General features: G+C 63.8%; 27 protein-coding genes. 12 read left to right on the plus strand and 15 right to left on the minus strand.

The features are described from left to right. Positions 1-3: 3 nt before the first annotated feature. From P1IM2_RS10855 to P1IM2_RS10870, 4 genes are all read left to right on the plus strand, one after another. Positions 4-585: a TetR/AcrR family transcriptional regulator gene (locus tag P1IM2_RS10855; protein ID WP_186402432.1), complete on the plus strand. Its 582-nt coding sequence runs from the start codon at positions 4-6 to the stop codon at positions 583-585. Positions 586-643: 58 nt separating this feature from the next. Continuing rightward, complete coding sequence (locus tag P1IM2_RS10860) at positions 644-871, plus strand: tautomerase family protein (protein WP_186402433.1); 228 nt, start codon at positions 644-646, stop codon at positions 869-871. A 24-nt stretch (positions 872-895) separates the two neighbouring features. Beyond that, positions 896-1471, plus strand: a complete 576-nt coding sequence (locus tag P1IM2_RS10865; protein ID WP_186402434.1) for a carboxymuconolactone decarboxylase family protein — start codon at positions 896-898, stop codon at positions 1469-1471. A gap of 219 nt (positions 1472-1690) precedes the next feature. Continuing rightward, positions 1691-2095 (plus strand): hypothetical protein, encoded by a 405-nt coding sequence (locus tag P1IM2_RS10870; protein ID WP_186402435.1) that lies wholly within the window; start codon positions 1691-1693, stop codon positions 2093-2095. A 35-nt stretch (positions 2096-2130) separates the two neighbouring features. Here the strand turns inward: P1IM2_RS10870 and P1IM2_RS10875 are convergent, their stop codons facing one another. Genes P1IM2_RS10875 through P1IM2_RS10890 form a run of 4 tightly spaced genes read right to left on the minus strand, consistent with a single transcriptional unit; the run spans position 2131 to position 7672 of the window. Then, positions 2131-2739: a carboxymuconolactone decarboxylase family protein gene (locus tag P1IM2_RS10875; RefSeq protein ID WP_186402436.1), complete on the minus strand. Its 609-nt coding sequence runs from the start codon at positions 2737-2739 to the stop codon at positions 2131-2133. A 9-nt stretch (positions 2740-2748) separates the two neighbouring features. Further along, a complete protein-coding gene (locus P1IM2_RS10880; protein WP_186402437.1) occupies positions 2749-3351 on the minus strand; it encodes a CDP-alcohol phosphatidyltransferase family protein in 603 nt (200 codons plus the stop codon). A gap of 4 nt (positions 3352-3355) precedes the next feature. Continuing rightward, positions 3356-4621, minus strand: coding sequence for a NupC/NupG family nucleoside CNT transporter (locus tag P1IM2_RS10885; protein ID WP_186402438.1), 1266 nt, complete (start codon positions 4619-4621; stop codon positions 3356-3358). A gap of 15 nt (positions 4622-4636) precedes the next feature. Further along, entirely contained in the window at positions 4637-7672 is a 3036-nt protein-coding gene (locus P1IM2_RS10890) for a TonB-dependent receptor (protein ID WP_186402439.1), read from the minus strand. 161 nt (positions 7673-7833) lie between these two features. Between P1IM2_RS10890 and P1IM2_RS10895 the strand changes: the two genes are divergently transcribed. Then, positions 7834-8220, plus strand: a complete 387-nt coding sequence (locus P1IM2_RS10895) for a thioredoxin family protein (RefSeq protein WP_186402440.1) — start codon at positions 7834-7836, stop codon at positions 8218-8220. Here P1IM2_RS10895 and P1IM2_RS10900 read toward each other — a convergent pair. From P1IM2_RS10900 to P1IM2_RS10930, 7 genes are all read right to left on the minus strand, one after another. Beyond that, positions 8217-8642, minus strand: a complete 426-nt coding sequence (locus tag P1IM2_RS10900) for a hypothetical protein (RefSeq protein WP_037515557.1) — start codon at positions 8640-8642, stop codon at positions 8217-8219. The genes P1IM2_RS10895 and P1IM2_RS10900 overlap by 4 nt on opposite strands. 213 nt (positions 8643-8855) lie before the next feature. Further along, on the minus strand, positions 8856-9194 hold the full coding sequence (locus tag P1IM2_RS10905; RefSeq protein WP_186402441.1) for a hypothetical protein: 339 nt from the start codon (positions 9192-9194) through the stop codon (positions 8856-8858). Between the two features lie 62 nt (positions 9195-9256). Next, positions 9257-11410, minus strand: a complete 2154-nt coding sequence (locus P1IM2_RS10910; protein ID WP_186402442.1) for an FAD-dependent oxidoreductase — start codon at positions 11408-11410, stop codon at positions 9257-9259. 57 nt (positions 11411-11467) lie between these two features. Beyond that, positions 11468-11629, minus strand: a complete 162-nt coding sequence (locus tag P1IM2_RS10915; protein WP_260833975.1) for a zf-HC2 domain-containing protein — start codon at positions 11627-11629, stop codon at positions 11468-11470. 29 nt (positions 11630-11658) lie between these two features. Continuing rightward, a complete protein-coding gene (locus tag P1IM2_RS10920) occupies positions 11659-12264 on the minus strand; it encodes a sigma-70 family RNA polymerase sigma factor (RefSeq protein WP_186402444.1) in 606 nt (201 codons plus the stop codon). Next, positions 12265-12462: a nitrate/nitrite transporter NrtS gene (gene nrtS, locus P1IM2_RS10925; RefSeq protein ID WP_200878446.1), complete on the minus strand. Its 198-nt coding sequence runs from the start codon at positions 12460-12462 to the stop codon at positions 12265-12267. Between the two features lie 26 nt (positions 12463-12488). Beyond that, the gene (locus P1IM2_RS10930) at positions 12489-13613 is read right to left on the minus strand and encodes an FAD-dependent oxidoreductase (protein WP_186402445.1); all 1125 of its coding nucleotides are present in this window, start codon (positions 13611-13613) and stop codon (positions 12489-12491) included. A gap of 478 nt (positions 13614-14091) precedes the next feature. On the opposite strand from P1IM2_RS10930, the gene P1IM2_RS10935 reads away from it, so the two are divergent. Then, positions 14092-14829 (plus strand): DUF1499 domain-containing protein, encoded by a 738-nt coding sequence (locus tag P1IM2_RS10935; protein WP_260833976.1) that lies wholly within the window; start codon positions 14092-14094, stop codon positions 14827-14829. On the opposite strand, the gene P1IM2_RS10940 is transcribed toward P1IM2_RS10935, so the two are convergent. Then, complete coding sequence (locus tag P1IM2_RS10940) at positions 14826-15401, minus strand: TetR/AcrR family transcriptional regulator (RefSeq protein WP_186402447.1); 576 nt, start codon at positions 15399-15401, stop codon at positions 14826-14828. The genes P1IM2_RS10935 and P1IM2_RS10940 overlap by 4 nt on opposite strands. A gap of 199 nt (positions 15402-15600) precedes the next feature. Between P1IM2_RS10940 and P1IM2_RS10945 the strand changes: the two genes are divergently transcribed. From P1IM2_RS10945 to P1IM2_RS10955, 3 genes are all read left to right on the plus strand, one after another. Continuing rightward, on the plus strand, positions 15601-16377 hold the full coding sequence (locus P1IM2_RS10945) for a cysteine hydrolase (protein ID WP_186402448.1): 777 nt from the start codon (positions 15601-15603) through the stop codon (positions 16375-16377). Between the two features lie 62 nt (positions 16378-16439). Then, complete coding sequence (locus tag P1IM2_RS10950; RefSeq protein WP_186402449.1) at positions 16440-16904, plus strand: nuclear transport factor 2 family protein; 465 nt, start codon at positions 16440-16442, stop codon at positions 16902-16904. After that, positions 16810-17070, plus strand: a complete 261-nt coding sequence (locus P1IM2_RS10955) for a cupin domain-containing protein (protein WP_186402450.1) — start codon at positions 16810-16812, stop codon at positions 17068-17070. The genes P1IM2_RS10950 and P1IM2_RS10955 overlap by 95 nt, the downstream gene beginning before the upstream one ends. A gap of 72 nt (positions 17071-17142) precedes the next feature. Here the strand turns inward: P1IM2_RS10955 and P1IM2_RS10960 are convergent, their stop codons facing one another. After that, positions 17143-17724, minus strand: coding sequence for a TetR/AcrR family transcriptional regulator (locus P1IM2_RS10960; RefSeq protein WP_186402451.1), 582 nt, complete (start codon positions 17722-17724; stop codon positions 17143-17145). A 116-nt stretch (positions 17725-17840) separates the two neighbouring features. On the opposite strand from P1IM2_RS10960, the gene P1IM2_RS10965 reads away from it, so the two are divergent. The 3 genes from P1IM2_RS10965 to P1IM2_RS10975 all read left to right on the plus strand — a co-directional run bounded on the left by P1IM2_RS10965 (position 17841) and on the right by P1IM2_RS10975 (position 19436). Beyond that, positions 17841-18218: a DsrE family protein gene (locus P1IM2_RS10965; protein WP_186402452.1), complete on the plus strand. Its 378-nt coding sequence runs from the start codon at positions 17841-17843 to the stop codon at positions 18216-18218. A 69-nt stretch (positions 18219-18287) separates the two neighbouring features. After that, a complete protein-coding gene (locus P1IM2_RS10970; RefSeq protein WP_186402453.1) occupies positions 18288-18896 on the plus strand; it encodes a pyridoxamine 5'-phosphate oxidase family protein in 609 nt (202 codons plus the stop codon). 222 nt (positions 18897-19118) lie between these two features. Continuing rightward, positions 19119-19436 (plus strand): hypothetical protein, encoded by a 318-nt coding sequence (locus P1IM2_RS10975; protein WP_186402454.1) that lies wholly within the window; start codon positions 19119-19121, stop codon positions 19434-19436. Between the two features lie 224 nt (positions 19437-19660). Here P1IM2_RS10975 and P1IM2_RS10980 read toward each other — a convergent pair whose 3' ends face one another. Together P1IM2_RS10980 and P1IM2_RS10985 are read right to left on the minus strand one after the other, a co-directional pair. Then, positions 19661-20521, minus strand: coding sequence for an alpha/beta fold hydrolase (locus tag P1IM2_RS10980; RefSeq protein WP_186402455.1), 861 nt, complete (start codon positions 20519-20521; stop codon positions 19661-19663). Between the two features lie 89 nt (positions 20522-20610). Further along, a complete protein-coding gene (locus P1IM2_RS10985) occupies positions 20611-21306 on the minus strand; it encodes a crotonase/enoyl-CoA hydratase family protein (RefSeq protein ID WP_186402456.1) in 696 nt (231 codons plus the stop codon). Between the last annotated feature and the right edge of the window lie 86 nt (positions 21307-21392).

Here is a 21392-nt window from a genome sequence, read left to right on the forward strand (position 1 = left end):
CCCATGCCCTGGGAAAAGCGATTCGATGTAGGCGAGACACTGACCCGTGCGATGTACGCGTTCTGGACGCGCGGCTATGAGGCGACCTCGATGCAGGATCTCGTTACTGCGACGGGCGTCAACCGGGCGAGCCTCTATGCGACCTATGGCGACAAGCGAGAGCTGTTCCTCGCCGCACTCCGGAAATATGACGGCGAGATCCGCGGCCAGACGCTGCAGGAGCTCGCGCGTGTCCACGCGCCCGCCGAGGCTATCGGTGCCCTATTTGATAAGTTCATCGCTCAGACCGCGGTCCCTGGCAACAATTGGGGCTGCTTTCTCATCAACACCGCGCTCGAACTCGCCGCGCATGACGCGGAAATCGCCGAATTGGTCAATGCGGCGCAGGACGAGATCGAAGCCTTTTTCCTCGCCATGATCCGCAAGGGCCAGGCGAGCGGCGCGTTCGACCTCGACCGCGACGCGGCGCTGCTCGCGCATCAGGCGCTCGCGTCCTTGCTCGGCCTGCTCGTAATGATCCGCAGCCGCCCCGAGCAAAAATATCTCGACGCTGTTCGCGACGGCGTCCTTCGATCGCTTAGCTAAGCCCCTTTTTTTGCCCAATATGGAACGATTGTTCCATACAAACTGAAAGGAAAAACGCATGCCCCTCGTCCAGATTACCGGTGTTGGCGACTATCTGACGCTCGACCAGAAGCAGGATCTCATCCGCCGCGTGACCGACGCAGTGGTGGCCGTCGAAGGCGAAGGCCTGCGCGGCGTCACCTGGGTGACGATCGCCGACATCCAGCCCGGCGCCTGGGGCGTCGGCGGCACCCCCGTCACGGCCGACGAGCTGCGCGCGATGGCCGCAACGCCAGCAGCAGCCTGACATCGTTCCGAGAAAGGACCATAAATGACCGAGACATTCCGAACCACGCTGCCGCTGCGGCGCGCCGACGATGCCGATCCCGCCGTGAGCGGCCCCCTCCAAAGCGCGCAAAAAGCCATGGGCATGGTGCCTAACATGTACGCCGCGATGGCGAATCTTCCCGCTTTGCTCGAAAGCTATAATTTCGCCTACGGCAAGTTCCGCAGCGAAGGCGGGTTTACCCCCGTCGAGCAGGAAGTCGTGCTGCTGGCGATCAGCCGCGTCAACGAGTGCCATTATTGCGTCGCCGCACACAGCTTTGTCGCCGACGCCATGTCGAAGGTGCCGACCGAGGTGACCGACGCAATCCGCGCCGATCAGCCGATCGCCGACGCAAAGCTCGAGACACTTCGCCGTTTTGCCGCCACGATGACCGAAAGCCGCGGCAATCCGTCGCCGCCCGAAGCCGAGGCGTTTCTCGCTGCGGGATATGAGGAAACCCACATCCTCGGCATCATCCTCGCGCTGAGCGCGAAGATCATCTCAAACTACAGCAATCACATCTTCCACACCGAAGTCGACCCCGCCTTCGCGGGCCGCGCCTGGACGCCGCCCGCCTGAGTCGGGTCGTCTGCCTTCCGGCATCGGCCCGTTCGCAAACAGCCCCCAAAGCCGTGCGAACGAGCCGTAACGCCGGCGGAACCCCATCGCCGCCGGGTCGCATTCAGCGGCGGTGGGGGTTCTTGGCGAAATGTCTCGCCGACCAGTCCGGTGCGGGCGTTTCGGCGCATCAAAAGCCGACCCGCGTGCAAATAAACCCGACCGAAGAGAGGATATTCCATGCTAAAGAAGATCGCGCTCAGCCTGTCGGTCGCAACTTTCGGCGTTGTCGTGCCGTTGCTCGAAATCAACGCCACCCATGTCTTCAACCCCATGTGGCCCGGCCATGCGCGCCTGCATGAAGTCTGGCAGCTCGGCACCAACAGCATGATTGCCCTCGTCTGCCTGTGGCTCGCCTGGCGGCGCGCCGACATTCGCAGTGCAGCGGCGCTGGGGCTGATCGTAGTGCTGGGCTTTCTCGCCGCCTTTGTGCTTGGCCCGACCTATGGCGGTTCGATGCGACACAGCGATGGCAGTGAATTGACAATCGCGGGCGTCAATGCCGCGGTGATCGTCATGGTTGCTGCCGCCGCCGTGCTTGGGCTGTTGTGGGCGCGGCCCGCCGCGCCCCGCCGTTTGCAATAAGACCGGCGGCGAGTGCAGCGCACCGGCGCGGCGTGCTATGCCGGCCCCGACTCCAGCCCCCATTTCTCGGCCAGTAATGAATAGCTGCGTTCCGCCGCATGGGCGCCGGACGCGATTTCGCCCTGCGCCAGTCGCGCCACGCGCGCCGCGCGCTCGGCCTTGCCCTCGGCGAGCGGGTCGATACGGACGCCCGCGCCCTCGACGATGCGGTTCATGAAATTGAACAGCGCGCAGACGCTGATCGCTGCAAACAACGCATCCTCGCTCCAGCCCGCAGCATAAACCGCTGCTGCGTCGCGAGCTCCGATCTTGGCAGGCTCGCGGGTGAGCTTGGCGACAAAGGCGAGGAGCGGCTTGAGCGCCGGATCGATCGCGGCGGCCTCGACATCGTGCAGCAGGCTTTCGAACAATGCCGGGTCGATGCCGAAAGCTTCGGCGGCGAGCACGTGCGAGCCATGGCAATAGGTACACGCGTTGAGTCCCGACACATAGGCCGCGATCAGTTCGCGGGTCGCGACCGTCAGCGGCGAGCGGTCGCGCAAAATATCGTCATGATAGGCAAGGAGCGCCGGAACGCCCTTGGCGAATCGACGGAACACCTCGGCGAGCTGGGCGTCGTCCGGGAGCGAGGGAAATATGGACATGCTATTTTCCTAACGAAACATGCGCCAGGCGGTCACCGATCGCTGAACGACAGTGATCAGGCAAAGCGCGGCGTAAATTGCGGCGATCGGGAGAAAATGCTGGGGCATCAGGCACATCAGCACGAAGCAGGCGATCGTCTCCGCCCCCTCAGCGAGGCCGGTGCTGTAGAAAAAACTCTTACGGCCATGCGCCGCAGTCTCGACGCCGCGTTTCGCGGCGAGCGTCGCATAGGCAAGAAAGCTTGTACCGGTGAGCGCGAAAGACCCGACCAGCAGCAAGGCAGCGAAGCTGTTGTGCGGCGTCGCCACCGCAAACCCTACCGGGACCGCGACATAGAAGACGAAATCGGCGACGATATCGAGATAGCCGCCGAAATCAGTCAACCCTGTCGCGCGCGCGACCGCGCCATCGAGCCCGTCGAGCAGGCGATTGAGGAGAATAAGCGCGAGCCCTGTCGCGTATAGGCCGTCGGCGATGGCAGCCGCGGCCGCGAGTCCCGCGAACATACCGGCAAGGGTCACCGCATCGGCGCCAATCCCCCAGGCGGCGAGCCGGCGTCCCGCCGCATTCAACGGCGGATTGATCAGGGGACGAAGACGGGCATCGAACATCGCTTTACGCCCAGGTCACGAGGCCGATGACCGCCCCGGTCATCGCCGATGCCATATTGCCTGCGACCCAGCTTTTCATCCCGAGCTCGGCAACATCGCGGCGGCGCGCCGGCGCCAGTGTCGCGACGGTCGAGACCAGGAGGCCGACGCTCGCGAGATTGGCGACCCCGCTCAGCGCGTAGGTTGTGATCAGCAGGCTGCGCGGATCGAGCGTTCCCGCGGGCATGGCGGCAAGGCCGAGATAGGCCACATATTCGTTGAGGACCGCCTTGGTCCCCATCAGCCCGCCCGCAGCGGGCGCCTGGTCCCAGGGAACGCCGATCGCCCACATCACGGGCGCAAACAGCCAGCCGAACAGGCGCTGGAGCGTCAGCGGTGCCCCATTAGCCGGCGGCAGCAGCGCGAGCAGCTGGTCGGCGAGATTGACGAGCGCGAAGACGACGATAATGATACCGATCACCGCGAGGACGAGCTGCACGCCCTCCATGGTGCCGCGGATGACCGCATCCATGCTGCTCTCATAGGCAAGGTCGGGCTCGGCGGCATCGGCGCCCAGCGATCCGTCGCCCGGCACCATGATCCGGGCGACCAGCACCGCGGCGGGAAGCGAAATGAGGGAGGCGACGATCATGTGGCCGACCGCATTCGGCACCGTCTTCGCCAGGGTTGTCGCATAGAGGATGAGGATCGCGCCCGAGATCGTCGCCATGATCATCACCATGATCATGAATAGTTCGGCGCGGCTCATCCGATCGAACCAGGCGCGCAGCACAAGCGGCGATTCGACGACGCCGAGGAAGATGGTGGCGCCGCCGCCAAGGCCGACGACCCCGCTGACCCCAAGCGACTTGCGCAGCGCCCATGACAGTCCGCGAACCAGCGCGCGCAGCACGCCCCAGTGCCAGAGCAACGCCGAGATCGCCGAAAAGACGATGATCAGCGGCAGGATCTGGAAGGCGATGACGACCGGCGGCTCGGCGCCGGGCTTGAGCAGGAAGGGAATCGGGGCGCCGCCGGTATAACCGAACATATAACTCGATCCGACAAGCGTCGCCTTCTCGATGGCCGCCACCGCGCCATTGGCAAAACCGACAAGGGTCCAGACGAAGGGGATGCGGGTCACCGCGAAGGCGATGGCGAGCTGGAGCAGCAGCGCGCCGCCGATCCAGCGCCAACCGGGCCGGGCGCGGCGATCCTCGGAGAGGAGCCAGGCGACCAGCAGGATCGCCGTCAGGCCGACAAGTCCTTGAAGGTTTGCGAGCCACGCCATCCGCCTATTCCTCCCCTAGAATTTCCATGCCGCGCCGAACTGCAACTGGCGCGGCGACCCGGCATTGCGCTGTACGAAGGGTGCCCCGCCTCCGAACTGCACCTGATTGGACGTTGTCGCGGCATTCGCAAAGCCCGATTCATTATTGGCGTTGAAGAGGTTGAAAACATCGGCGCTAAGTTCGATCCGGCCGTCGAAGGCCGGAACCGTATAGCGCACCCCGACATCGACCGTCGCCGACCAAGGCAAGCGCGCCGAATTGCGCGCGGCGCCGGGATAACGGTCCGAGTTGCCGACGAAATTCTCGCCGAACGAGGCGCCGTCGCCGTTGAGATCCTGCGTCCCGAAGATCCGCGCGTCGGGGACGAGGTTCACCGGCTGGCCGGATTGGAAAAGGCCGGCGATGCTCAATGTCAGACCCTCAACCGGATAGAGATAGCCAACTGCCGAGATGACGTGGCGGCGGTCGTTTGCCGACGGTCCCCATTCGGCCGAGAAGTCATTCGAATTGGAGGCCCGGAAGTTGATGTCGTCGGTATCGTTGCTGAGCTTCGACAAGGTATAAGATAAGCGGAACGCGTAAGCATCGCTGCCGCGAGCCTTGGCGAGCTGCAGGATCAATGCCTTATATTCAGACTCGCCCGCCGTTTCCGATACGGTGATCTGGCGCGCGCCACCGGGCACGAGCGCCACCGGCCGCGTCGCGTCGGCGGTCGCCTGCGAGCGAACAAGACCGAGCGCCTCCGCGAGCGCGAACCGCGCCGCATTGTCAGCCTGCGCCCGCAGCAACGCGATATTTGCGTCGGTCAGATTGGCGAGACTTGGCGTGAAGGGCGCGGGCGCGTTGAGGTCGCGGAGCCGGGCGAGATTGTGCGTGCGGCTATAGATGACATCGGCGCTCAGGGTCAGCATGTCGTTCGCCTGATATTGATAGCCGCCGCTCAGCTGGAGACTCCACGGGCTGCGATAACCGGTCGGGCTGAGGATGCGCGCTTCGCCAAGGATCGCGGTTCCGCGCAACCCCTGAACCTCTGCCGGGGTCGGGCAGGCCGTGACGATCGCACAGGGCGGCGACACGCCAAGATTGCCGTCGAAGGTCAACGCGGACAGATTGGTACCCGCCGGAATCAAGCCATGCGCCTGTAGTGACTCCAGCTGGGTCAGGAAGCCCGCCGAGGTTGTATTGCGCTGGAGCGCGTCCGAAATCACGGCATAGGAGAGCTTGCCGGTGAAGACGCCCGCGCCGAAGCGCAATGTCGAGCGCGCATCGGGCCGGTAGTTCAGCGCAAAGCGCGGCGCGACATTGTCATAATCGCCGCCGCCGCTGCCCTTGGCGGTCAGGCTGTCATAGTCCCAGCGCACGCCAAGGGTGGCGGTGAGGCGCGGCGACAATTGCCACTCATCCTCGACATAGAAGGTGATTTGGGTCTGACCGGTGCCGAAAGACTGCGGTCTGAGCTCGACCGAATAATTGGCGACCGCGGGATCGAGCGCGAGAACATCGTCCGCCGAAAGCGCGAGCCCCTTTCCACCCGCTGCAAGCCCGGCAAGCTGTGCAGCTGTGAGGTCGACGGTGTAGTTGCCGTCGGGATTGCCGCCCCCGAGCAGCGAAAAATCGGAATGGATGAGGTCCGCGCCGAAGCGCAAGCGATGGTTGCCGAGCCGCCGCTGCAAGCGGTGCGACGTCTGCCAGCTCTCCTCGACATCGTCGAAGACAAAACCCGGGTGGCCGACGACGCCGACCGTGAGTCCGCTCGGGTCGCGGATGGTGACCTGCGGTCCCGCGGGACCCTTCGGCTTGCCGTAATTCCAGCGGAAGCGGCTGAACTGGAGCGCGCCGTCATAGCTCCAGACATCGCCCGAATAGCTCGCGGTCGCCGCGACCAGGGTCGAGAAGCGGTCCTGGTCCGACCCCGCCGACGGAAAGGTGACATTGCCGCCGCCGAGCGCCCCCCCGGGGCGATCGATTGTAACGCGGCCGACATTGGCGCGCAGCCCGGCCGTCCAGTCGTCGGTCATGCGGTGATCGAGACGCAACGAACCGAGGTAGAATTGATTGTTGCCGGTCACATTGGCGACGGTGCCGAGCGCCGGAGCATCGACGATCTGGACATTGCGATCGCGCGTATATTCGAAATTGGCGTAAAAAAAGGTACGGTCGCGCGCGATCGGTCCGCCAAGGCTCGCACCGGCCTGATAACGCTCGAAGCTTTCACCGACCGCGTTGCCCGAAAGGTCGCGGCGCGGAAAGGGCGAGCGGGCATCGAACGGACGCCCCGGCCGTACCAGCGCATAGGCTTCGCCATGATAATTATTGGTGCCCGATGGTGTCGTATAGTTGACGATGCCGTTGGCGGTGCGGCCATAGGCCGCCGAATAGCTGTTCGCGAGCACGGTCACTTCGCGCGTGAAGCCGAGCGGCACCGGGAATTTGATCCCGCCGAGGAAATTCTCGTTATTGTCGAGGCCGTCGATCAGATAATTGGTGTCGAGGCCGTTCGATCCGTTGATCGAGATCGACGGCGCTTCGGGGAAGAAGCCGGTCGACGGGACGACCCCCGGCAGCCGGACGACGGCGCCGAGCACGTCGCGCCCCTCGATCGGCAGCGCGGCAAGCTCCTCTTCGCCGAGCGATGCCGACACCTCGGCGTTGACGCTGTTGAGTGCGGTGATGCCGCGCTTGCCGGTGACGACGATCGCGGTCCCGGCGGGAGCAAGCCGCAACGTCACGCTGCTCGAAAAATTGGCACGTAACGAAAGTCGCGCGGGCTCCGCTGACTCAAAGCGCTCGCTTGCCAGCGCCGACACGCGATATTCGCCGGCGGTGGTCAGTCCTTCGATCCGCGCCAGTCCCTGTGCGTCGCTTCGCACAATGCGGCGCAAGCCGATGCCCGGGTTCTCGACCAGGACGTCGATATCCGCCAATGGGCGCCCGTCGTCGGCGACCACGGCAATCTGGATGCCGGCCTGCTGTGCGGCGGCGGGCAGCGCAAGGCCGATTGCAAGGACCGATGCGATTGCACCGGCCGAGAGACGCGGGAAGAGGGTCAAGTTTCACTCCATGGACAAGGCGCCGTTGCGCATTTTTCTGATTGGTCGCCTCTTGGTCGCCGTGCGGCGCCATTACTTACAGTCGCTGCAACGCCGATTTGGGCGACGTCCTGTAACCGGCGCGCGGCCCCGGGCGTATTGATGACGAAGGAGATGCGTATATGTCGCCCATCTGGCCCGCGCTTGGAATTCTGCTCGCCGCAACCCCGGGCGCCGTGAGCGCGGCTTCCGCAAGCCCCACGGCCTTCGACGCGGTCCGATTCACCGAGGCGCAACGCAAAGGACGAACCATCGTCGTCGAAACCTATGCGCCCTGGTGCTTGCCATGCCGCGTGCGCGGCCCCGTCCTGTCGGGGCTGCTGCAGCGCGAACGGTACCGCGACACCCTCTTCTTGCGCATCAGCGAAAAGACGGCCGATGCCGATTGGAAACGGATCGGCGCAAAGCGCTATGGCATGCTCCACATCTACAAAGGCTCGCTGCGCGTCGCGGCAAGCGCCGCGACGCGCAAGGACGAGATTGTGGCGATGCTCGAACGCGCCCGCTAGCCGCGCCGCGCCAGCATGCGATCGAGCGCAATCCGGTCTTCGTCGCGAAAAGCGAGCAGCACGAGGGTCGCGCCGGCGACCGCGAGGGAGGGAAAGAAAAGGACCTGGCTGCTGTCACGATCGAGGAGCCAGAGACCGAGGGGGTCGAGCAGATATTTCCATATCGAGAGCGCCCCCGTCACCAGAATGACCGCCTGCGCTGTATAGGCGAACCGGCGGAACAGCCCGAGAATCGTGAGCAATCCGACAACGAGCAGGATCGCGCCCCAGACGAGCTGGATCGTATCGCTGGCGCCGAGCCCGGCATAATATTTGACGCTGACGCCCGCGCCTTTGTCGGGGCTGGCGAGGCGGATCATGCCCCACACTACGAGCAGCAATCCGGTTCCGATCCGGAGCAAGAGCAGCGATTGGGCTTTCATCGGTCGTCCTTCTTTTCAGAACTGAGCGCGCGCCTTCGCGCGCTTGGGCGGGGGCCGGATAGCCGGCTCCCGCCCGCCTAGCGTCTTAGCAGCACGGCAAACCGCAGCACGCGGCAAGCGCGCAGCAAGCCTGGACAACGGTCGCGGGAGCCGCCGCGTGAGCGGTCCCCGAAGACAGCAGCGCCGTAGCGGCGAGAAGTTTTGCAGCAAATTTCATTTCAATTCTCCTGATATCGATTTGTTGAAGTCGGATATCGCGAAGCCGCGCGGCGGGGGAACGGGTGGATTTCGCGTCCAGGAGTTCAAGCGAAGCGCCACATGGCGCTCGGTGAAGGCGAGTGGCGCCGGCGCGTCCGGTTGTGGGTTTGCGGAGAGAACCGCGGCCGAACAGGCGCGCTTGCACGCCATCGAGGCTTGCTCACAGCCGTCAGGCAGAGGGCAGTCGGTTTCACAGCATCGCGCGCTGGATACCGCATCAAAACCGCTTGCGGCCGTCACGGTAGCGGTCATGCCCGCAAGCAGGATCAGCAAAGGGAAAAACAGGCCGCGCATCTTTGCAGGTTCGAAGCCTTTTCCCGCACGGTTACACCGCTGCGACAATTTCCCGTCAGGCCTCATCCACGCCGCCAGTCGTGATAGCGCCCGACCAGCTTGAGGAGGCGCTCAGGCGCATGCGCCCGCTTCCACTCGCCCGCGGCATATTTGTTCGCTTCGGCCATCGTCGGATAGGTGTGGATAGTCCCGAGAATCTTTCCGAGGCCCAGACCATGCTTCATGGCGAGCACATATTCGGCGAGCAGTTCGCCGGCATGTTCCCCGACGATCGTGACCCCGAGGATCCGGTCCTTGCCCGGCGGGGTCAGGACCTTGACGAAGCCCGTGGTCGCCGAGTCCGCGATCGCACGGTCGAGTTCGTGGAGCGGATAGCGCGTGACTTCGACCGCAACGCCCTTTTCGATCGCCTCGGCCTCGCTGAGCCCGACGCGAGCGACTTCGGGGTCGATGAAGGTCGTCCACGGGATGACGCGATAATCGGCCTTGAAGCGCCGGAACTGGCCGAACAGCGCGTTGACGCTGGCGTACCAGGCCTGGTGCGCCGCGCTGTGCGTGAATTGATAGGGCCCGGCGACGTCGCCCGCGGCATAGATATTGGGATAAACGGTCGCGAGATATTCGTCGGTGACTACGGTGCGCTGCGTTTCGATGACGAGATCCTCAAGCCCATAGCCCGACAATCGTGCCTTGCGCCCGACCGCGACGATCAGCGCGTCGAATGCGATCGCGCGTTCGCCGCCGGCATGGCGAACGATCAGGTGCCGATCGCTCTCGGTCCCTTCGACGCGCAGCGCCTCATGCCCGGTCAGGACCTCGACGCCGGCGCCTTCGAGCGCATCGCGCGCCAGCTCGGACACCTCCTCGTCCTCGCGCGGCAGCAGGCGAGCGCCACGTTCGACTTGCGAGACGTCGGCACCGAGCCTCGCGAAAGCCTGCGAGAGTTCCGAGCCGATTGGCCCGCCGCCCAGGATGATGATCCGCTGCGGCATGGTGTCGCGCGCAGCAAATTCCTCCCACAGCGTATCGCTGGTCAGATACCCTGAGTCGGCAAGCCCAGGCAGATCGGGGACGACCGGCTCCGCCCCAGCTGCGATGACGATCGCCCGCGTCGTGAGCCGCTGGATTTTGCCGTCATTGCGCGCGATTTCGACCGTCCAGGGATCGACGATCCGGGCATAGCCTTGCACCACGTCGACCCCAAGCTCGGTATAGCGCTCCACGCTGTCGTGCGGCTCGATCGCTGCGATGATGTCGTGGATGCGCTTCATCACCGAGCGGAAACGGATCTGCGGCGACGCCGACACAAGTCCGTAACGGTCCGCATGCCGCATCTGCTCGGCAATGCGCGCCGACTTGATCAGCGCCTTCGACGGCACGCAGCCATAGTTAAGGCAATCGCCGCCCATTTTTGACGCCTCGACGAGCGTCACCTTCGCCTTCACCGTCGCCGCGATATAGGAGGATACCAGTCCCGCCGCGCCGGCGCCGATCACGACGAGATTGCGATCGAAGCGGCGAGGGCGGTTGAAGCGCGCGTAGACGCGGCGACGCTTGATCGTCGCCATGATCCACTTGCCGATCCAGGGCAGCAGGCCGAGCGCGGCGAAGGAGGCGAGCAGGCCCGGCGAGGCAATGTCGGACAGCGCATCGATGCGCGCGAGCTGGGTGCCTGCATTCACATAGATGATGGTCCCGAGGAACATGCCGAGCTGGCTGACCCAGAAATAGGTAAAAGTGCGGATCGGCGTCAGCCCCATCAGCAGATTGACCGCGAAGAAAGGAAAGACCGGCACGAGCCGCAGCGAGAACAGATAGAAGGCGCCGTCACGGGCGATGCCCTCATTGACGCGCCGTAGCCGGTCGCCGAAGCGGGCCTGGACGGCGTCGCGGAACAGATAGCGCGAGGCGAGGAACGCGAACGTCGCGCCGATCGTCGAGGCAACGGAGACGATCAGCGTCCCCCAGTAGAGACCGAAGATCGCCCCTGCGGCGAGCGTCAATATCGCCGCGCCGGGGACCGAAAGTGCTGTCAGCACGACATAAACAAGAAAGAATAGCCCCGCCACGAGCAGCGGGTTGGCGCGAAAATAGCCGTCGATCGCCGACTGCTGCGATTTCAGGGCTTCGAGCGTCAGCCAGTCGCCGAGGTCGAAGTGCACCCATGCGGCAAGCGCCAGCGCGAGCAACAGCAGCAGGACGAAACGCTTGTTCATGATCTTCCTTCCGGCGGGAGGCCTTTGGCGAGATTGGTCGCGGGGCTCAGCAAAAACTTACACGCCATGATCATCCTCTTTCGCCGCGAGGCGCTTCGCGGCCTCGCCAAGGAGCGGGAGCTGCCGTTCGAAATTGGCGCAGTGGCGGCACATGCCCGCGTGCAGCCGCAGCTTCATGCGCTCCGAAAAGCTGAGATCGCGCTCGCGGCGCTGCGACATCAGGAATGTCGTATCGTGGCAATTGAGTATCATCGCACTGCCTCCGCAAACCAGTGATGCTGCAGACAGGCGCGCAGCGCGAGCCGCGCGCGGTGCAGGATGACATGGATATTCCCGCTGGTGAGCCCGAGCTCGTCGCAAATTTCGTCGGTGGCAAGTTCGACCACCTCGCGCATCAAGAAAACCTGCCCCTGCTGGGCGGGCAGGCGATTGAGGCAGGCGTCGAAGATGGCGAGGAACTGGTCGCTGTGCAGCCCGGCCTCGGGATCTTCCCATGCCGCGGGACGCGCTGCTTCGCGCCACATGCCGCGCTCGTCGAACAGCGCCGGAAGCGTGCCGCCTTCCTCCTCGGACGCCATCTCGCTTGCCCCGAGCGGCCGGCGTCGGCGCTGGCGCAAGAGGTCGGCGATCTTGTTCTTCAGAATCGCGATCACCCAGGTCTTGAGCGCCGCCTCGCCGCGAAATTGATCACCGTTGCGCAGCGCCGCGGCGAGTGCTTCCTGTACGGCATCCTCGGCCTCGTCGTCGCCGCCGAGCTGGAGACGCGCGAAGCGAAGCAGGTCGCCGCGCACGCGCGCCACAAACGCCGGATCGATCGGCGGTGACGATGGACGCGGTTGCGGCGGGCGCCTCATTCAGCCCTCCATCGCCTGGCAAACGCGCGCCGCACTGTAACTGGCGACGAGGAACGGCACCGCATAGTTGAGCGCAAGACGCGGCCAATCGATGCCGACGCCAGTCCAGATCGCAGAGCCCTGGTTGATGGCATTGAGGATGGTGCCGACGACGGCGGACACGCGCAGGGCATTGGCGATCACGGGGCGCGTGATCATATGTTGAAGCAAAGCCGCCACCCCCTTCATGAGCGAAACTGCCCGAACCCGGCGTAGCGCTCGACGAAGCGGCGGTCGATCCAATCCTTGAGCCGCCAGACCAGATGTCCCCCGGCGGTCAGTTTTCCCCATGACAGGATGGCGCGCCTGTCGCCGGTCGCCAGCAGGTAAAGCGTTCGACGCCGCGGGATATAGTCTTGCATCGGCGTACCGGCGAGCGCCGCTTTCAAATTGGCGGCGATCACCGGACCGGCCTTCACCGCATGGACCCCCGAGCGCTCGACGCGGCGGTCACTTCGCGAAACAATGTCGCCCGCCGCGAAGATGTCGGGGTGCGACACGCTCCGAAGGTCCGAACCGACCGCAACAAATCCGCCCTCGCGCACCGCGAGACCGGTATCGGCGATCCAGTCGGGGGGGCGGCTTCCGGTCGCCGCGATCACCGCGTCGCAAGCCAGCATCGTCCCGTCGGGCAGCCTCAGGCCGTCGGGCGCGCCTGCCGCATGTCCCTCGTGGAAAACAATACCGCGAGCGCGAAGGACGTCGCCTGCCCGGCGGCGGACCGTCTCGCTGTGGCCGGCAAGCAAAGCGTCGCGCGGCGCAACCAATATCACTTTGGTCGTTCCGCCGATCTGGCGGCGCAGCGACCGTTCGGCGGCGAGCGCAAGTTCGACCCCCGCGGCGCCGCCGCCAACCACCGCGACGCGCGTCAGCGTGCGCCCTTGTCGTCCCGCCACAAAGGCTTCCCAACGGGCCATGAAAGGCAGGACGGGACGGACCGGCAGCAGGCGATCACCAAGCGCCGCCAGATGCGAAACATCGCTTTCGCCGCCGGTGGCAAGCGACAGCAGATCGAAGCCGAGGCGCACTCCGGTCGAAAGCTCGAGGAGATGCCGTTCGCGATCGAGACCGACGACGTCGGCGATCACCAGCCGCGCACCGGCCAGCCGCGCGAGCGGTTCAAGATCGATCGTCAGCGCCTCTGCTGGGTAATCCCCGGCGATCCAGCCGGGGAGCATGCCCGAATAAGCCGTCTGGCGATGCGACGTCACGAGCCAGCGCTCGGTGCCCTCGGGCGGCGCACCGATCCAGTCGGCGAGCACCGCAAGATGGGCATGACCGCCACCTGCGAGGACTATCCTTATTGTCATTCCACTTGCCGCCCCTTGCCTTCATTTCCTCGTCACATGCCTTGGTCGCGGCGCACAGCGATATCTTACACGGGAGGCCAAAGATTCTTGCCGGCACCCCAAGCGCGGGTCGCGCGGCTTGGATGCTGGCAGTCATATCCCGGACGGGGGACGGGAGACGTCGCGGGGCGCGGCGACCGGCAGGGGGGATGGGACCGGCTACGCTGCAAATGTCTGCCAGCATCCGCGGCGACCCAGGGCTCCCCTGGGGGTGACGGCTGCCGGATGCGAGGGCTTCGAATGACCCATTTGGAACCTACGGGCGGCAGTCAGTTTGGCCGTTCGCACGCAGGCTGCTCCCGGCACATGCTGATATCCTATTCGCCCCCGGGACGGCGCCGGTTACAATCACCCGTCATTTAATTGGCGTCGAGGCGCCAGGGCTGGCATGGAAATCGGCGTTGACGGCGCGAGGCCGCAATTCGGGGAGGAATGGACCGTGGCGAGATCGAAATGGGCGAATCGGATCGGCCGGTTTTCGCTGGCGCTTGCCGCCGCATCGCTGCTCATCGCCGCGACCGGTCTGACGCTGGCGCGCTACGATCTGATTGCGAAAATGCCCGGCTTTCTCTCGCTGCTCGCCGGCGCCGCGCTCGCGCTCGCGGCCGCCGTTGCGGCGCTTGCCGCGTTGCTGTTGGGATGGCGACAGCCGTCAGCAAGTCGCCGCGCCGCCTCTGCGGCCCTGTTGCTTTCGCTGCCCTTCGTTCTGTTTATCGCCTCGCGGCCCCTCGTGGCACGCGATGTCCCGCCGATCCACGATGTAACGACCGATCTCGCGGAGCCGCCGCAGTTCCGGAGCTTGCCGCTGCGCCCCGACAATCTCGCCGGGACAGGCAGCCTCGCGGCATGGCGCCGCATCCACGCCGCCGGCTATCCCGACATCCAGCCGGTCACGATCCCGCGTCCCGCTGGCGATGTCTTGTCTGATGCCCGCAAGCTCGCGGCCGCACGCGGCTGGGACATCGCGCGCTTTGATGTCACGGCCGGCGCGCTCGAAGCGACCGCCAGCACCTCATATATCCGATTCAAGGACGATGTGGTCGTGCGCGTCCGGCCAAGCGCCGACGGCACGCGAAGCATCGTGGACATGCGGTCGGTGAGCCGGGTCGGGATCAGCGACTTCGGCGTCAATGCGAAGCGAATTCGCGAATTTCTGGACGATCTCGCCGCTCGCTAGTCGGAACTTTCCGTCGCGGCTGCGGCGAGAAGCTGGATTGCGATTGCCTTTGCTTCGCGCGCGGGTTGTCGGTCGTGGACCATTGTCGCCAGTGCGACCGCCCCCTCCTTGAGCAAGGCGAGTTGCCGTCCGATCGCGTCGGGGTCGCGCAAACCAGCGCGCGCCGCAATCGCCGAAAAATGATCGGAAAGGCGCACGACATGATCGCTTGCCTCGCGATTGATCGGGTGTTTGACGTCCTGATATTCCGAACTCGCTTTGGCGAACATGCAGCCCTGGAAACCGGGTTCGTGGAACCATTCGTCCAACGCGTCGAAGATCGCGACCAGCTGATCGCGTGGATCGGAAGCCAGCTCCTCGATCCGCCGGAATAGCCAGCCGCGAATATGGGCGTCGCGCAACCGTAGCGTCGCGACAATCAGATCCTCCTTGGTCCGGAAATGCTTGTAGATCGACGTCTTCGAGACGCCGGTTTCGGCGACGAGGCGGTCCATTCCCGTCGCCTGGAAGCCGTGGCGGTAGAAGGCATCTGTCGCTTTTTCGACCAGTTCGTCGCGTTTCGTCGGTCGCATCCCATTCGCTCCGTTCACAGGCCGCACCGGGCGCCGTACTTTTTTGTTCGCCCATACAAGGCGTTGCGTCTTCGCAACCAGTCCACCCCCAAGTCATCGCTTGACAGGGTTTACCGATCGGTACAGTTAGTATGTACCGATCGGTAAACCCTGTACCTGTTCGCTGGTGCAATGCCAAGCTTTGAAAGGATTTTTCCAAATGATCTCTCGCATTCCGCGACGACTCGGGCACGCATTTCTGATCGGAGCCGCAGCGCTAACCGCCGCGCTGCCCGCGACTGTGCCCGCCTACGCAGACGGGCTGCCCGATCCGGGATTCACCATTGTCGCCGGCGCGACGGCGCTGGTCGTCACCGACCCCCAGAACGATTTTCTAAGTCCCTCGGGTGTAGCCTGGGGCGTCGTCGGCAAAAATGTCGAAGCGAACGGAACGATAGGCCACATCGACCGCTTGTTCGCCGCGTCCAAGGCCAGCGGCGTGCCGGTGTTCGTCTCCCCGCATTATTATTATCCGCACGACCATGGCTGGCGCTTCGAGGGCGCGCTTGAGGCCTTGATGCACAAGATCGGGATGTTCGACCGCAAGGGGCCGCTTGTCACTACGGCTTTCGAAGGATCGGGCGCCGATTGGCTGGCCCAGTACAAGCCCTACATCGAAGACGGGCATACGGTGGTCACCAGTCCGCACAAGGTTTTCGGGCCTGAGACCAACGATCTGGTTCTCCAGCTTCGCAAGCGCGGCATCAGCAAGGTCATTCTCGCCGGCATGTCGGCCAATCTGTGCACCGAATCGCATATGCGTGAGCTTGTCGAGCAGGGCTTCGAGGTCATGGTGGTGTCCGACGCCACTGCGGCGGCGCAGCTTCCGGGTCTCGACGGTTACGCCGCCGCGCTCACCAATTTCCGCATGATCGCCAGCCATGTCGCCGACACCGATACGACGGTCGCCGCAATTCAAGCTGCCGCCGCCCACTGAGCCACCCCCGGACGGGCGGCGCCCCGATCGGGGCCGCCGCCCGCCCAACGAAGACGATGATCATGACCGAGACGACTGCTTTCCAGTTCACGCGTGAGAGCGCAATCGCGAAAGTTCGGGCGGCCGAGGACGCATGGAACGGTCAGAACCCCGAACGGATCGCACTGGCCTATTCGCAGGACAGCGTATGGCGCAACCGCTCGGAGTTCCTCCGCGGACGCGAGGCGATCATCGCCTTCCTGCGCCGCAAATGGGCGCGCGAACTGGACTATCGCTTGATTAAGGAGATCTGGGCGTTCGAAGCGGACCGCATTGCGGTGCGCTTCGCCTATGAATGGCACGACGCGACGGGCACCTGGTTCCGTTCCTATGGTAATGAGAACTGGGAATTTGGCGCCGACGGGCTGATGCGGCGCCGCATCGCCAGCATCAATGATTTACCGATCCGCGAATCCGACCGGCTTTTCCACTGGCCGTCGGGCGCTCGTCCGATCGGGTACCCAAGCCTTTCCCAGCTCGAACTGTAGTCGCCTGACGTCCAGGACCAGGATTCGCACGCATCGTCACTGGGGCGGCGAGGAAATGCTGGTCCTTGAGGATATTTTTGAGGACGAGCATAAAATCTATCCGGCGGGGAGCTGGATCCGCAGCCCGCACGGATCGGAGCATAATCCGTTCGGCCGCGCCAGATGAGTGCTCTGTGTGAAAAAGCACCTGTCGCCCAAGGGCGGTTGAAGATCTGTGCCGTGACCCGAATCTTGGACGTTAGGTTTCGGGCTCTGCGGTGTCCAGCAAGTCATCGGCGAGGTCTGTGATCAGCCGGCGAAACGGCGCCGCCGTCCCAAGGCCGCGCGCAAGAACGAGACTTCCCTGGATCAATGCCACCACCCGTTCGGCCCTCAGCCGGGCCTCATGCTTCTCAGCACCTGCTTCTAAGGCCACTTTGGCCAATGCGTCGATAAATGCCTCGAACAGTGCGCGGATTGCGCTGCCGAACGTCCCGCTCGTGCCGATGGGTGCCGAGAGCATGTTGAGGAGACAGGATTTTCGGCCGGCATCATAAAATTGGTCGAGTTGTCTCGTCATGGACTCAAGGCGCTCGCGCGGCGACCCTGGCCCGCCTAGGGGGACGATGATATGTTCGCTAAGCCAACGCCCGGCTTCGGCAAGTACCTCGGCGCCCATCTCTTCCTTGCCTCGCGGAAAGCGATGATAGAGGCTCGCCTTCTTCAAGCCGGTCGATTTCGACAGGAGCGCAAGCGACGCTCCTTCATACCCGACGTCTCGAAAAGTCGTGCCCAGCCGCGCCAGCAATTCATCACCTTCGACCAGCGCTCTACGTGCCATAGCTCACATTTCTCATATTTACCGAATGATCGGTTTAATATCTTGACGAGTCCCTGTCCAGTCTCTAGCGGCTTATTTACCGATCGTTCGGTAAATATCTCTCGATAGGAGTTTGCATGACCAAGACCGCCATTATCATCTACGCTGACCCCAAGAGCGGGGCCGACGAGGCGCTCGGCCGCCTCTTCAATGCGCTTTTCCTCGCATATGAGCTCAAGGAGAAGCAGCAAGAGGTTGCGATCATCTTCCAGGGCGCGGGGACGCGCTGGCCCGCCGAACTGGTCAAGCCCGACCATCCGGGGCACGCGCTTTATGGTGCGGTGAGCGGCCTGATCGCCGGAGTTTGCGGCGGCTGCGCCGACGTGTTCGGGGCTACCGAGGATGCGCGAAAGACCGGGCTGAAACTGGATTATGAAAAAGCCATCCCCGGCACACCGGGCATCCTCGATGTGTCGACCTATCTCGACCAGGGCTATGGCCTTGTGACTTTCTGACAAATTGCCCGGCGCCCACCATGGGATATCCCGCGGCGGGCGCCGGACCACTCACAGGAGCAAAACCATATGGATACCGCACGCCCGAACAGCGACATCGCCTTCACGGCGAAAGTGAAGGAATTTCAGGCCAAGAACGGCTCGCGCGAATCCTATGCAAAAATGGAAGCGCGTGGCGGCTGGAACGACCGGATAACGCCGCAGCTTGCCGAGTTCATCGCGCAGCGCAACAGCTTCTACATCGCAACTGTGAACGCGGACGGCCAGCCTTACATCCAGCACCGCGGCGGTCCGCGGGGATTCTTGAAGCCTCTCGACGACCGAACCCTTGCAATGGCTGATTTCCGAGGCAATCGCCAGTTCATCTCTCAGGGCAACCTCGCCGAGAGTAGTAAGGCCTTCATATTCCTGATGGACTATGCCAATCGCCGCCGGATCAAGATTTGGGGCGACGCGTGGATGGTTGAAGGTGACGCCGCACTGATCGAAACGGTCATGCCTGCCGATTACGCCGCCGTTCCCGAACGTGTCCTGCTGTTCAAAATCGCGGCATGGGATCCCAACTGTCCGCAGCACATCCCGCGCAAGTTTGAGGCCGACGAAGTGGAGGCCCTGCTGGCCGAGCGCGACAGAAGGATTGTCGATCTTGAAACCAGATTGGCGATGCTCAAGGGCTGAGCTGTGAAGCGCAATGAGGACCCGACGCTCAAAGAGCGTGGCTGCCGACTATCGAAATGACGCGAACTGGATCTCGTCAATTGTGGAATTTTTTGCCGCTGCGCGAACGGCGTAGGATAGGAGTCAACGACGATGTAAAGCAGCCCAGCAAGGGCTGCATCTGATTGAACGCAGGCTGCCGTCGGCCGACCTTCCCTATCCCTTCGACTGAGGAGGCGAACGATGAAAGAGCGTATCCCGATTGGCCCGATCAGCCCGCTGGGCCAGCATCTGATCGACGAAATGACCAAGCGGAGCTTCTCGAAGGAGACGCAGCGCAACTATTTTCGCGGCGTCGGACGGTTTGCAACCTGGCACGGGCACTCGCCCCATGCCGCGAGCGCTGAAGATATTTGGCAGCTCCAGATCGAAAAGCAACGGGCGGGCGTCTCGGCGCGCGGCAATTCTTCATCAACGCCCTCGACCGCCTCGACCTCGCGCGCAATCTCGTCCAAGATGGTTCGCAATTACCTCTTGGTTTTGATCATAGCCGAGGTATGACAGCTGCTCGATGCGACGCGCTCCCTCAAGCCCCTAGCTGCGCTGTCGATCGCCTATGCTGGCGGGCTGCGCGTCGTTGAGCCGGCGGTGCTCGAGGTCACCGATATCGACTGCAGCGAACGCTGCTGCGGATCGCCGATAATGGCCGTGAAATGCTCACCCATCCGGTCACAATGGCATCGGTAGTCCCACTCGCCCGAGCGCGGAGCCAGCGCGCGCCGGTCTCATGACAGGATGATCGGCTGAGCTTCGCCTCCGACAGAGTCCTCCGCGAGGGTCTGGTCGAGGAAGTCAAGGGTAGCCGCCATGACTTCGCCCGCCCCGAGAACCCGGTTGTGGCCATAGCCGCCTGTCCTGATGATCCTGCAGTCGGGCCATACGGCTGCGATCCGCTCGGCATCGCTGGCCTGAACCATCGTGTCGTCCCTATCGTAGATCGCCAGCAATCTTGCTGTCTCATCGCGCTGCCACGCCAGCCCAGCTTCGAGCGCATCCCATTCACAGGCGAACTCCTGCGCCAGCATCGGTTTGACCGCGTCGACGGCATCCTCACCCGCCCCCATTGCGCGAAACCTGTTGAGCGGAACGTAGGGAGTAAAAGGTGCGGCAATGGTGATGAATGCCTTCCCCGACAAGCCATGCGTCCTGCGGGCGGAAAGCATAGCTAGCGCCGCCGCTGAGTGCGCGACCCAGGCGGCGGGCATTGCGCCAAGGTGATCGGCAAGGGCGCGGGCATCAATCATAAAGCGGTCGAACCCCAGCTCCGCCGGGGCGGCCTCGCCATGATTGCCGAAATCCATGACCAAGGCTTGATAGCCCGCGATCGCGAGGTGCATTGCCATCCGGTAAAGCTGGGTACCCTGCCCTCCCCAGCCATGCATCAATGCTATCAGCGGGCCGCCTTCGTGCCCGAACAGACGTGCGCTAAGCGAACCACCCGGCCCGAAACGGATCGGGCGGGATCGTTCCAGCGCCGCTTCATCTTCGGCTCGGAGCGCCAGCTTGACGGGTGGCTGCGCGCGCATAGCGTGATAGAATGCCAACGCCTGCGCGTGCGCGGTCTGGTCTTTTGCCGACAGATTCATAATCACTCCAAATGCCATTGTCTGGTGTCCGGAGCCGCCGCGACCCGAAGGACTGCAGCAGCGCCCCGCGATAGCGGCTCCGGACATAGTTACACGGTCGGCATGAGCCGTTCGCGGGCAGCTGTTCTGATCGCCTCGACGACGCCTGAGCGCATCCGGCGCTTGGTCGATGCGTGGGCGGCCATGTCGATCGTGCCGAGCTGGGCGATGGACTGTTCAAGAAGGGCGTCAACACCGTCGGGCTCCATCAGAAGATCGAAGAATCCGGCATCAAGCGCGCTTTCTGGAGACAGCATCTGTCCCAGCGCGGCTGACCAGTGGAAATGGGACGGCGTGAGGCGATATTCGGCAAGCCGCAGAGCGAAATCCGGCACGGGAATGCCGATTGCAACCTCATTCATGCCGACGAGGTAGTCGCCGGTGACGCCGATCCTGAAGTCTGATGCAAGCAGCGGGAACGCCCCCATCGGATAGGCATGGCCAGCACATAGGCCGATTACCGGAAACGGATGTTCCAGCAGGGAGAGAATTGCTTGGACCCCAGTCTCTAACAGCGCACGACTCGCCTCGCGGTCACCGCTCGCGAGCGGTTTTACGTCGAACCCGGCAGAAAAGACCTTTTCACGGCCGGATCTGAGCAGGATCATCGCCTCGTCGTCTCGGGCGCGCTCAACCATATGGCAGAATTCGGTCAGCAGGGCCGCCGTCATCACGTTCACCTTGCCATCATCGATCGTGATGGTGGCAAGGTTCTGATCGAGAACATAGCTTAGTGCGTTATCCATAGGCGTACTCCTGCAACGGCAGCAGAGTGCGCGCATCAATTAGACCAGTCAATATATTTTTCGATAGTATGTGGACTTGACCTTAC

This window comes from Sphingopyxis sp. P1IMeth2, assembly GCF_900185685.1.
In the GTDB taxonomy this organism is placed as follows: domain Bacteria; phylum Pseudomonadota; class Alphaproteobacteria; order Sphingomonadales; family Sphingomonadaceae; genus Sphingopyxis; species Sphingopyxis terrae_A.

Bases quoted from the DNA above. Each gene is read 5' to 3' on its own strand.
- P1IM2_RS10900 (WP_037515557.1), bottom strand. From the start codon at position 8,642: ATGAAAGCCCAATCGCTGCTCTTGCTCCGGATCGGAACCGGATTGCTG.
- P1IM2_RS10885 (WP_186402438.1), bottom strand. From the start codon at position 4,621: ATGGCGTGGCTCGCAAACCTTCAAGGACTTGTCGGCCTGACGGCGATC.
- P1IM2_RS10955 (WP_186402450.1), top strand. From the start codon at position 16,810: ATGATTTACCGATCCGCGAATCCGACCGGCTTTTCCACTGGCCGTCGG.
- P1IM2_RS10880 (WP_186402437.1), bottom strand. From the start codon at position 3,351: ATGTTCGATGCCCGTCTTCGTCCCCTGATCAATCCGCCGTTGAATGCG.
- P1IM2_RS10875 (WP_186402436.1), bottom strand. From the start codon at position 2,739: ATGTCCATATTTCCCTCGCTCCCGGACGACGCCCAGCTCGCCGAGGTG.
- P1IM2_RS10945 (WP_186402448.1), top strand. From the start codon at position 15,601: ATGATCTCTCGCATTCCGCGACGACTCGGGCACGCATTTCTGATCGGA.
- P1IM2_RS10865 (WP_186402434.1), top strand. From the start codon at position 896: ATGACCGAGACATTCCGAACCACGCTGCCGCTGCGGCGCGCCGACGAT.
- P1IM2_RS10965 (WP_186402452.1), top strand. From the start codon at position 17,841: ATGACCAAGACCGCCATTATCATCTACGCTGACCCCAAGAGCGGGGCC.
- P1IM2_RS10970 (WP_186402453.1), top strand. From the start codon at position 18,288: ATGGATACCGCACGCCCGAACAGCGACATCGCCTTCACGGCGAAAGTG.
- P1IM2_RS10985 (WP_186402456.1), bottom strand. From the start codon at position 21,306: ATGGATAACGCACTAAGCTATGTTCTCGATCAGAACCTTGCCACCATC.
- P1IM2_RS10950 (WP_186402449.1), top strand. From the start codon at position 16,440: ATGACCGAGACGACTGCTTTCCAGTTCACGCGTGAGAGCGCAATCGCG.
- nrtS (WP_200878446.1), bottom strand. From the start codon at position 12,462: ATGATCACGCGCCCCGTGATCGCCAATGCCCTGCGCGTGTCCGCCGTC.
- P1IM2_RS10855 (WP_186402432.1), top strand. From the start codon at position 4: ATGCCCTGGGAAAAGCGATTCGATGTAGGCGAGACACTGACCCGTGCG.
- P1IM2_RS10905 (WP_186402441.1), bottom strand. From the start codon at position 9,194: ATGCGCGGCCTGTTTTTCCCTTTGCTGATCCTGCTTGCGGGCATGACC.
- P1IM2_RS10915 (WP_260833975.1), bottom strand. From the start codon at position 11,629: ATGTCGCAGCGCCGCGAGCGCGATCTCAGCTTTTCGGAGCGCATGAAG.
- P1IM2_RS10920 (WP_186402444.1), bottom strand. From the start codon at position 12,264: ATGAGGCGCCCGCCGCAACCGCGTCCATCGTCACCGCCGATCGATCCG.
- P1IM2_RS10980 (WP_186402455.1), bottom strand. From the start codon at position 20,521: ATGAATCTGTCGGCAAAAGACCAGACCGCGCACGCGCAGGCGTTGGCA.
- P1IM2_RS10960 (WP_186402451.1), bottom strand. From the start codon at position 17,724: ATGGCACGTAGAGCGCTGGTCGAAGGTGATGAATTGCTGGCGCGGCTG.
- P1IM2_RS10860 (WP_186402433.1), top strand. From the start codon at position 644: ATGCCCCTCGTCCAGATTACCGGTGTTGGCGACTATCTGACGCTCGAC.
- P1IM2_RS10910 (WP_186402442.1), bottom strand. From the start codon at position 11,410: ATGAACAAGCGTTTCGTCCTGCTGCTGTTGCTCGCGCTGGCGCTTGCC.
- P1IM2_RS10870 (WP_186402435.1), top strand. From the start codon at position 1,691: ATGCTAAAGAAGATCGCGCTCAGCCTGTCGGTCGCAACTTTCGGCGTT.
- P1IM2_RS10975 (WP_186402454.1), top strand. From the start codon at position 19,119: ATGAAAGAGCGTATCCCGATTGGCCCGATCAGCCCGCTGGGCCAGCAT.
- P1IM2_RS10930 (WP_186402445.1), bottom strand. From the start codon at position 13,613: ATGACAATAAGGATAGTCCTCGCAGGTGGCGGTCATGCCCATCTTGCG.
- P1IM2_RS10940 (WP_186402447.1), bottom strand. From the start codon at position 15,401: ATGCGACCGACGAAACGCGACGAACTGGTCGAAAAAGCGACAGATGCC.
- P1IM2_RS10895 (WP_186402440.1), top strand. From the start codon at position 7,834: ATGTCGCCCATCTGGCCCGCGCTTGGAATTCTGCTCGCCGCAACCCCG.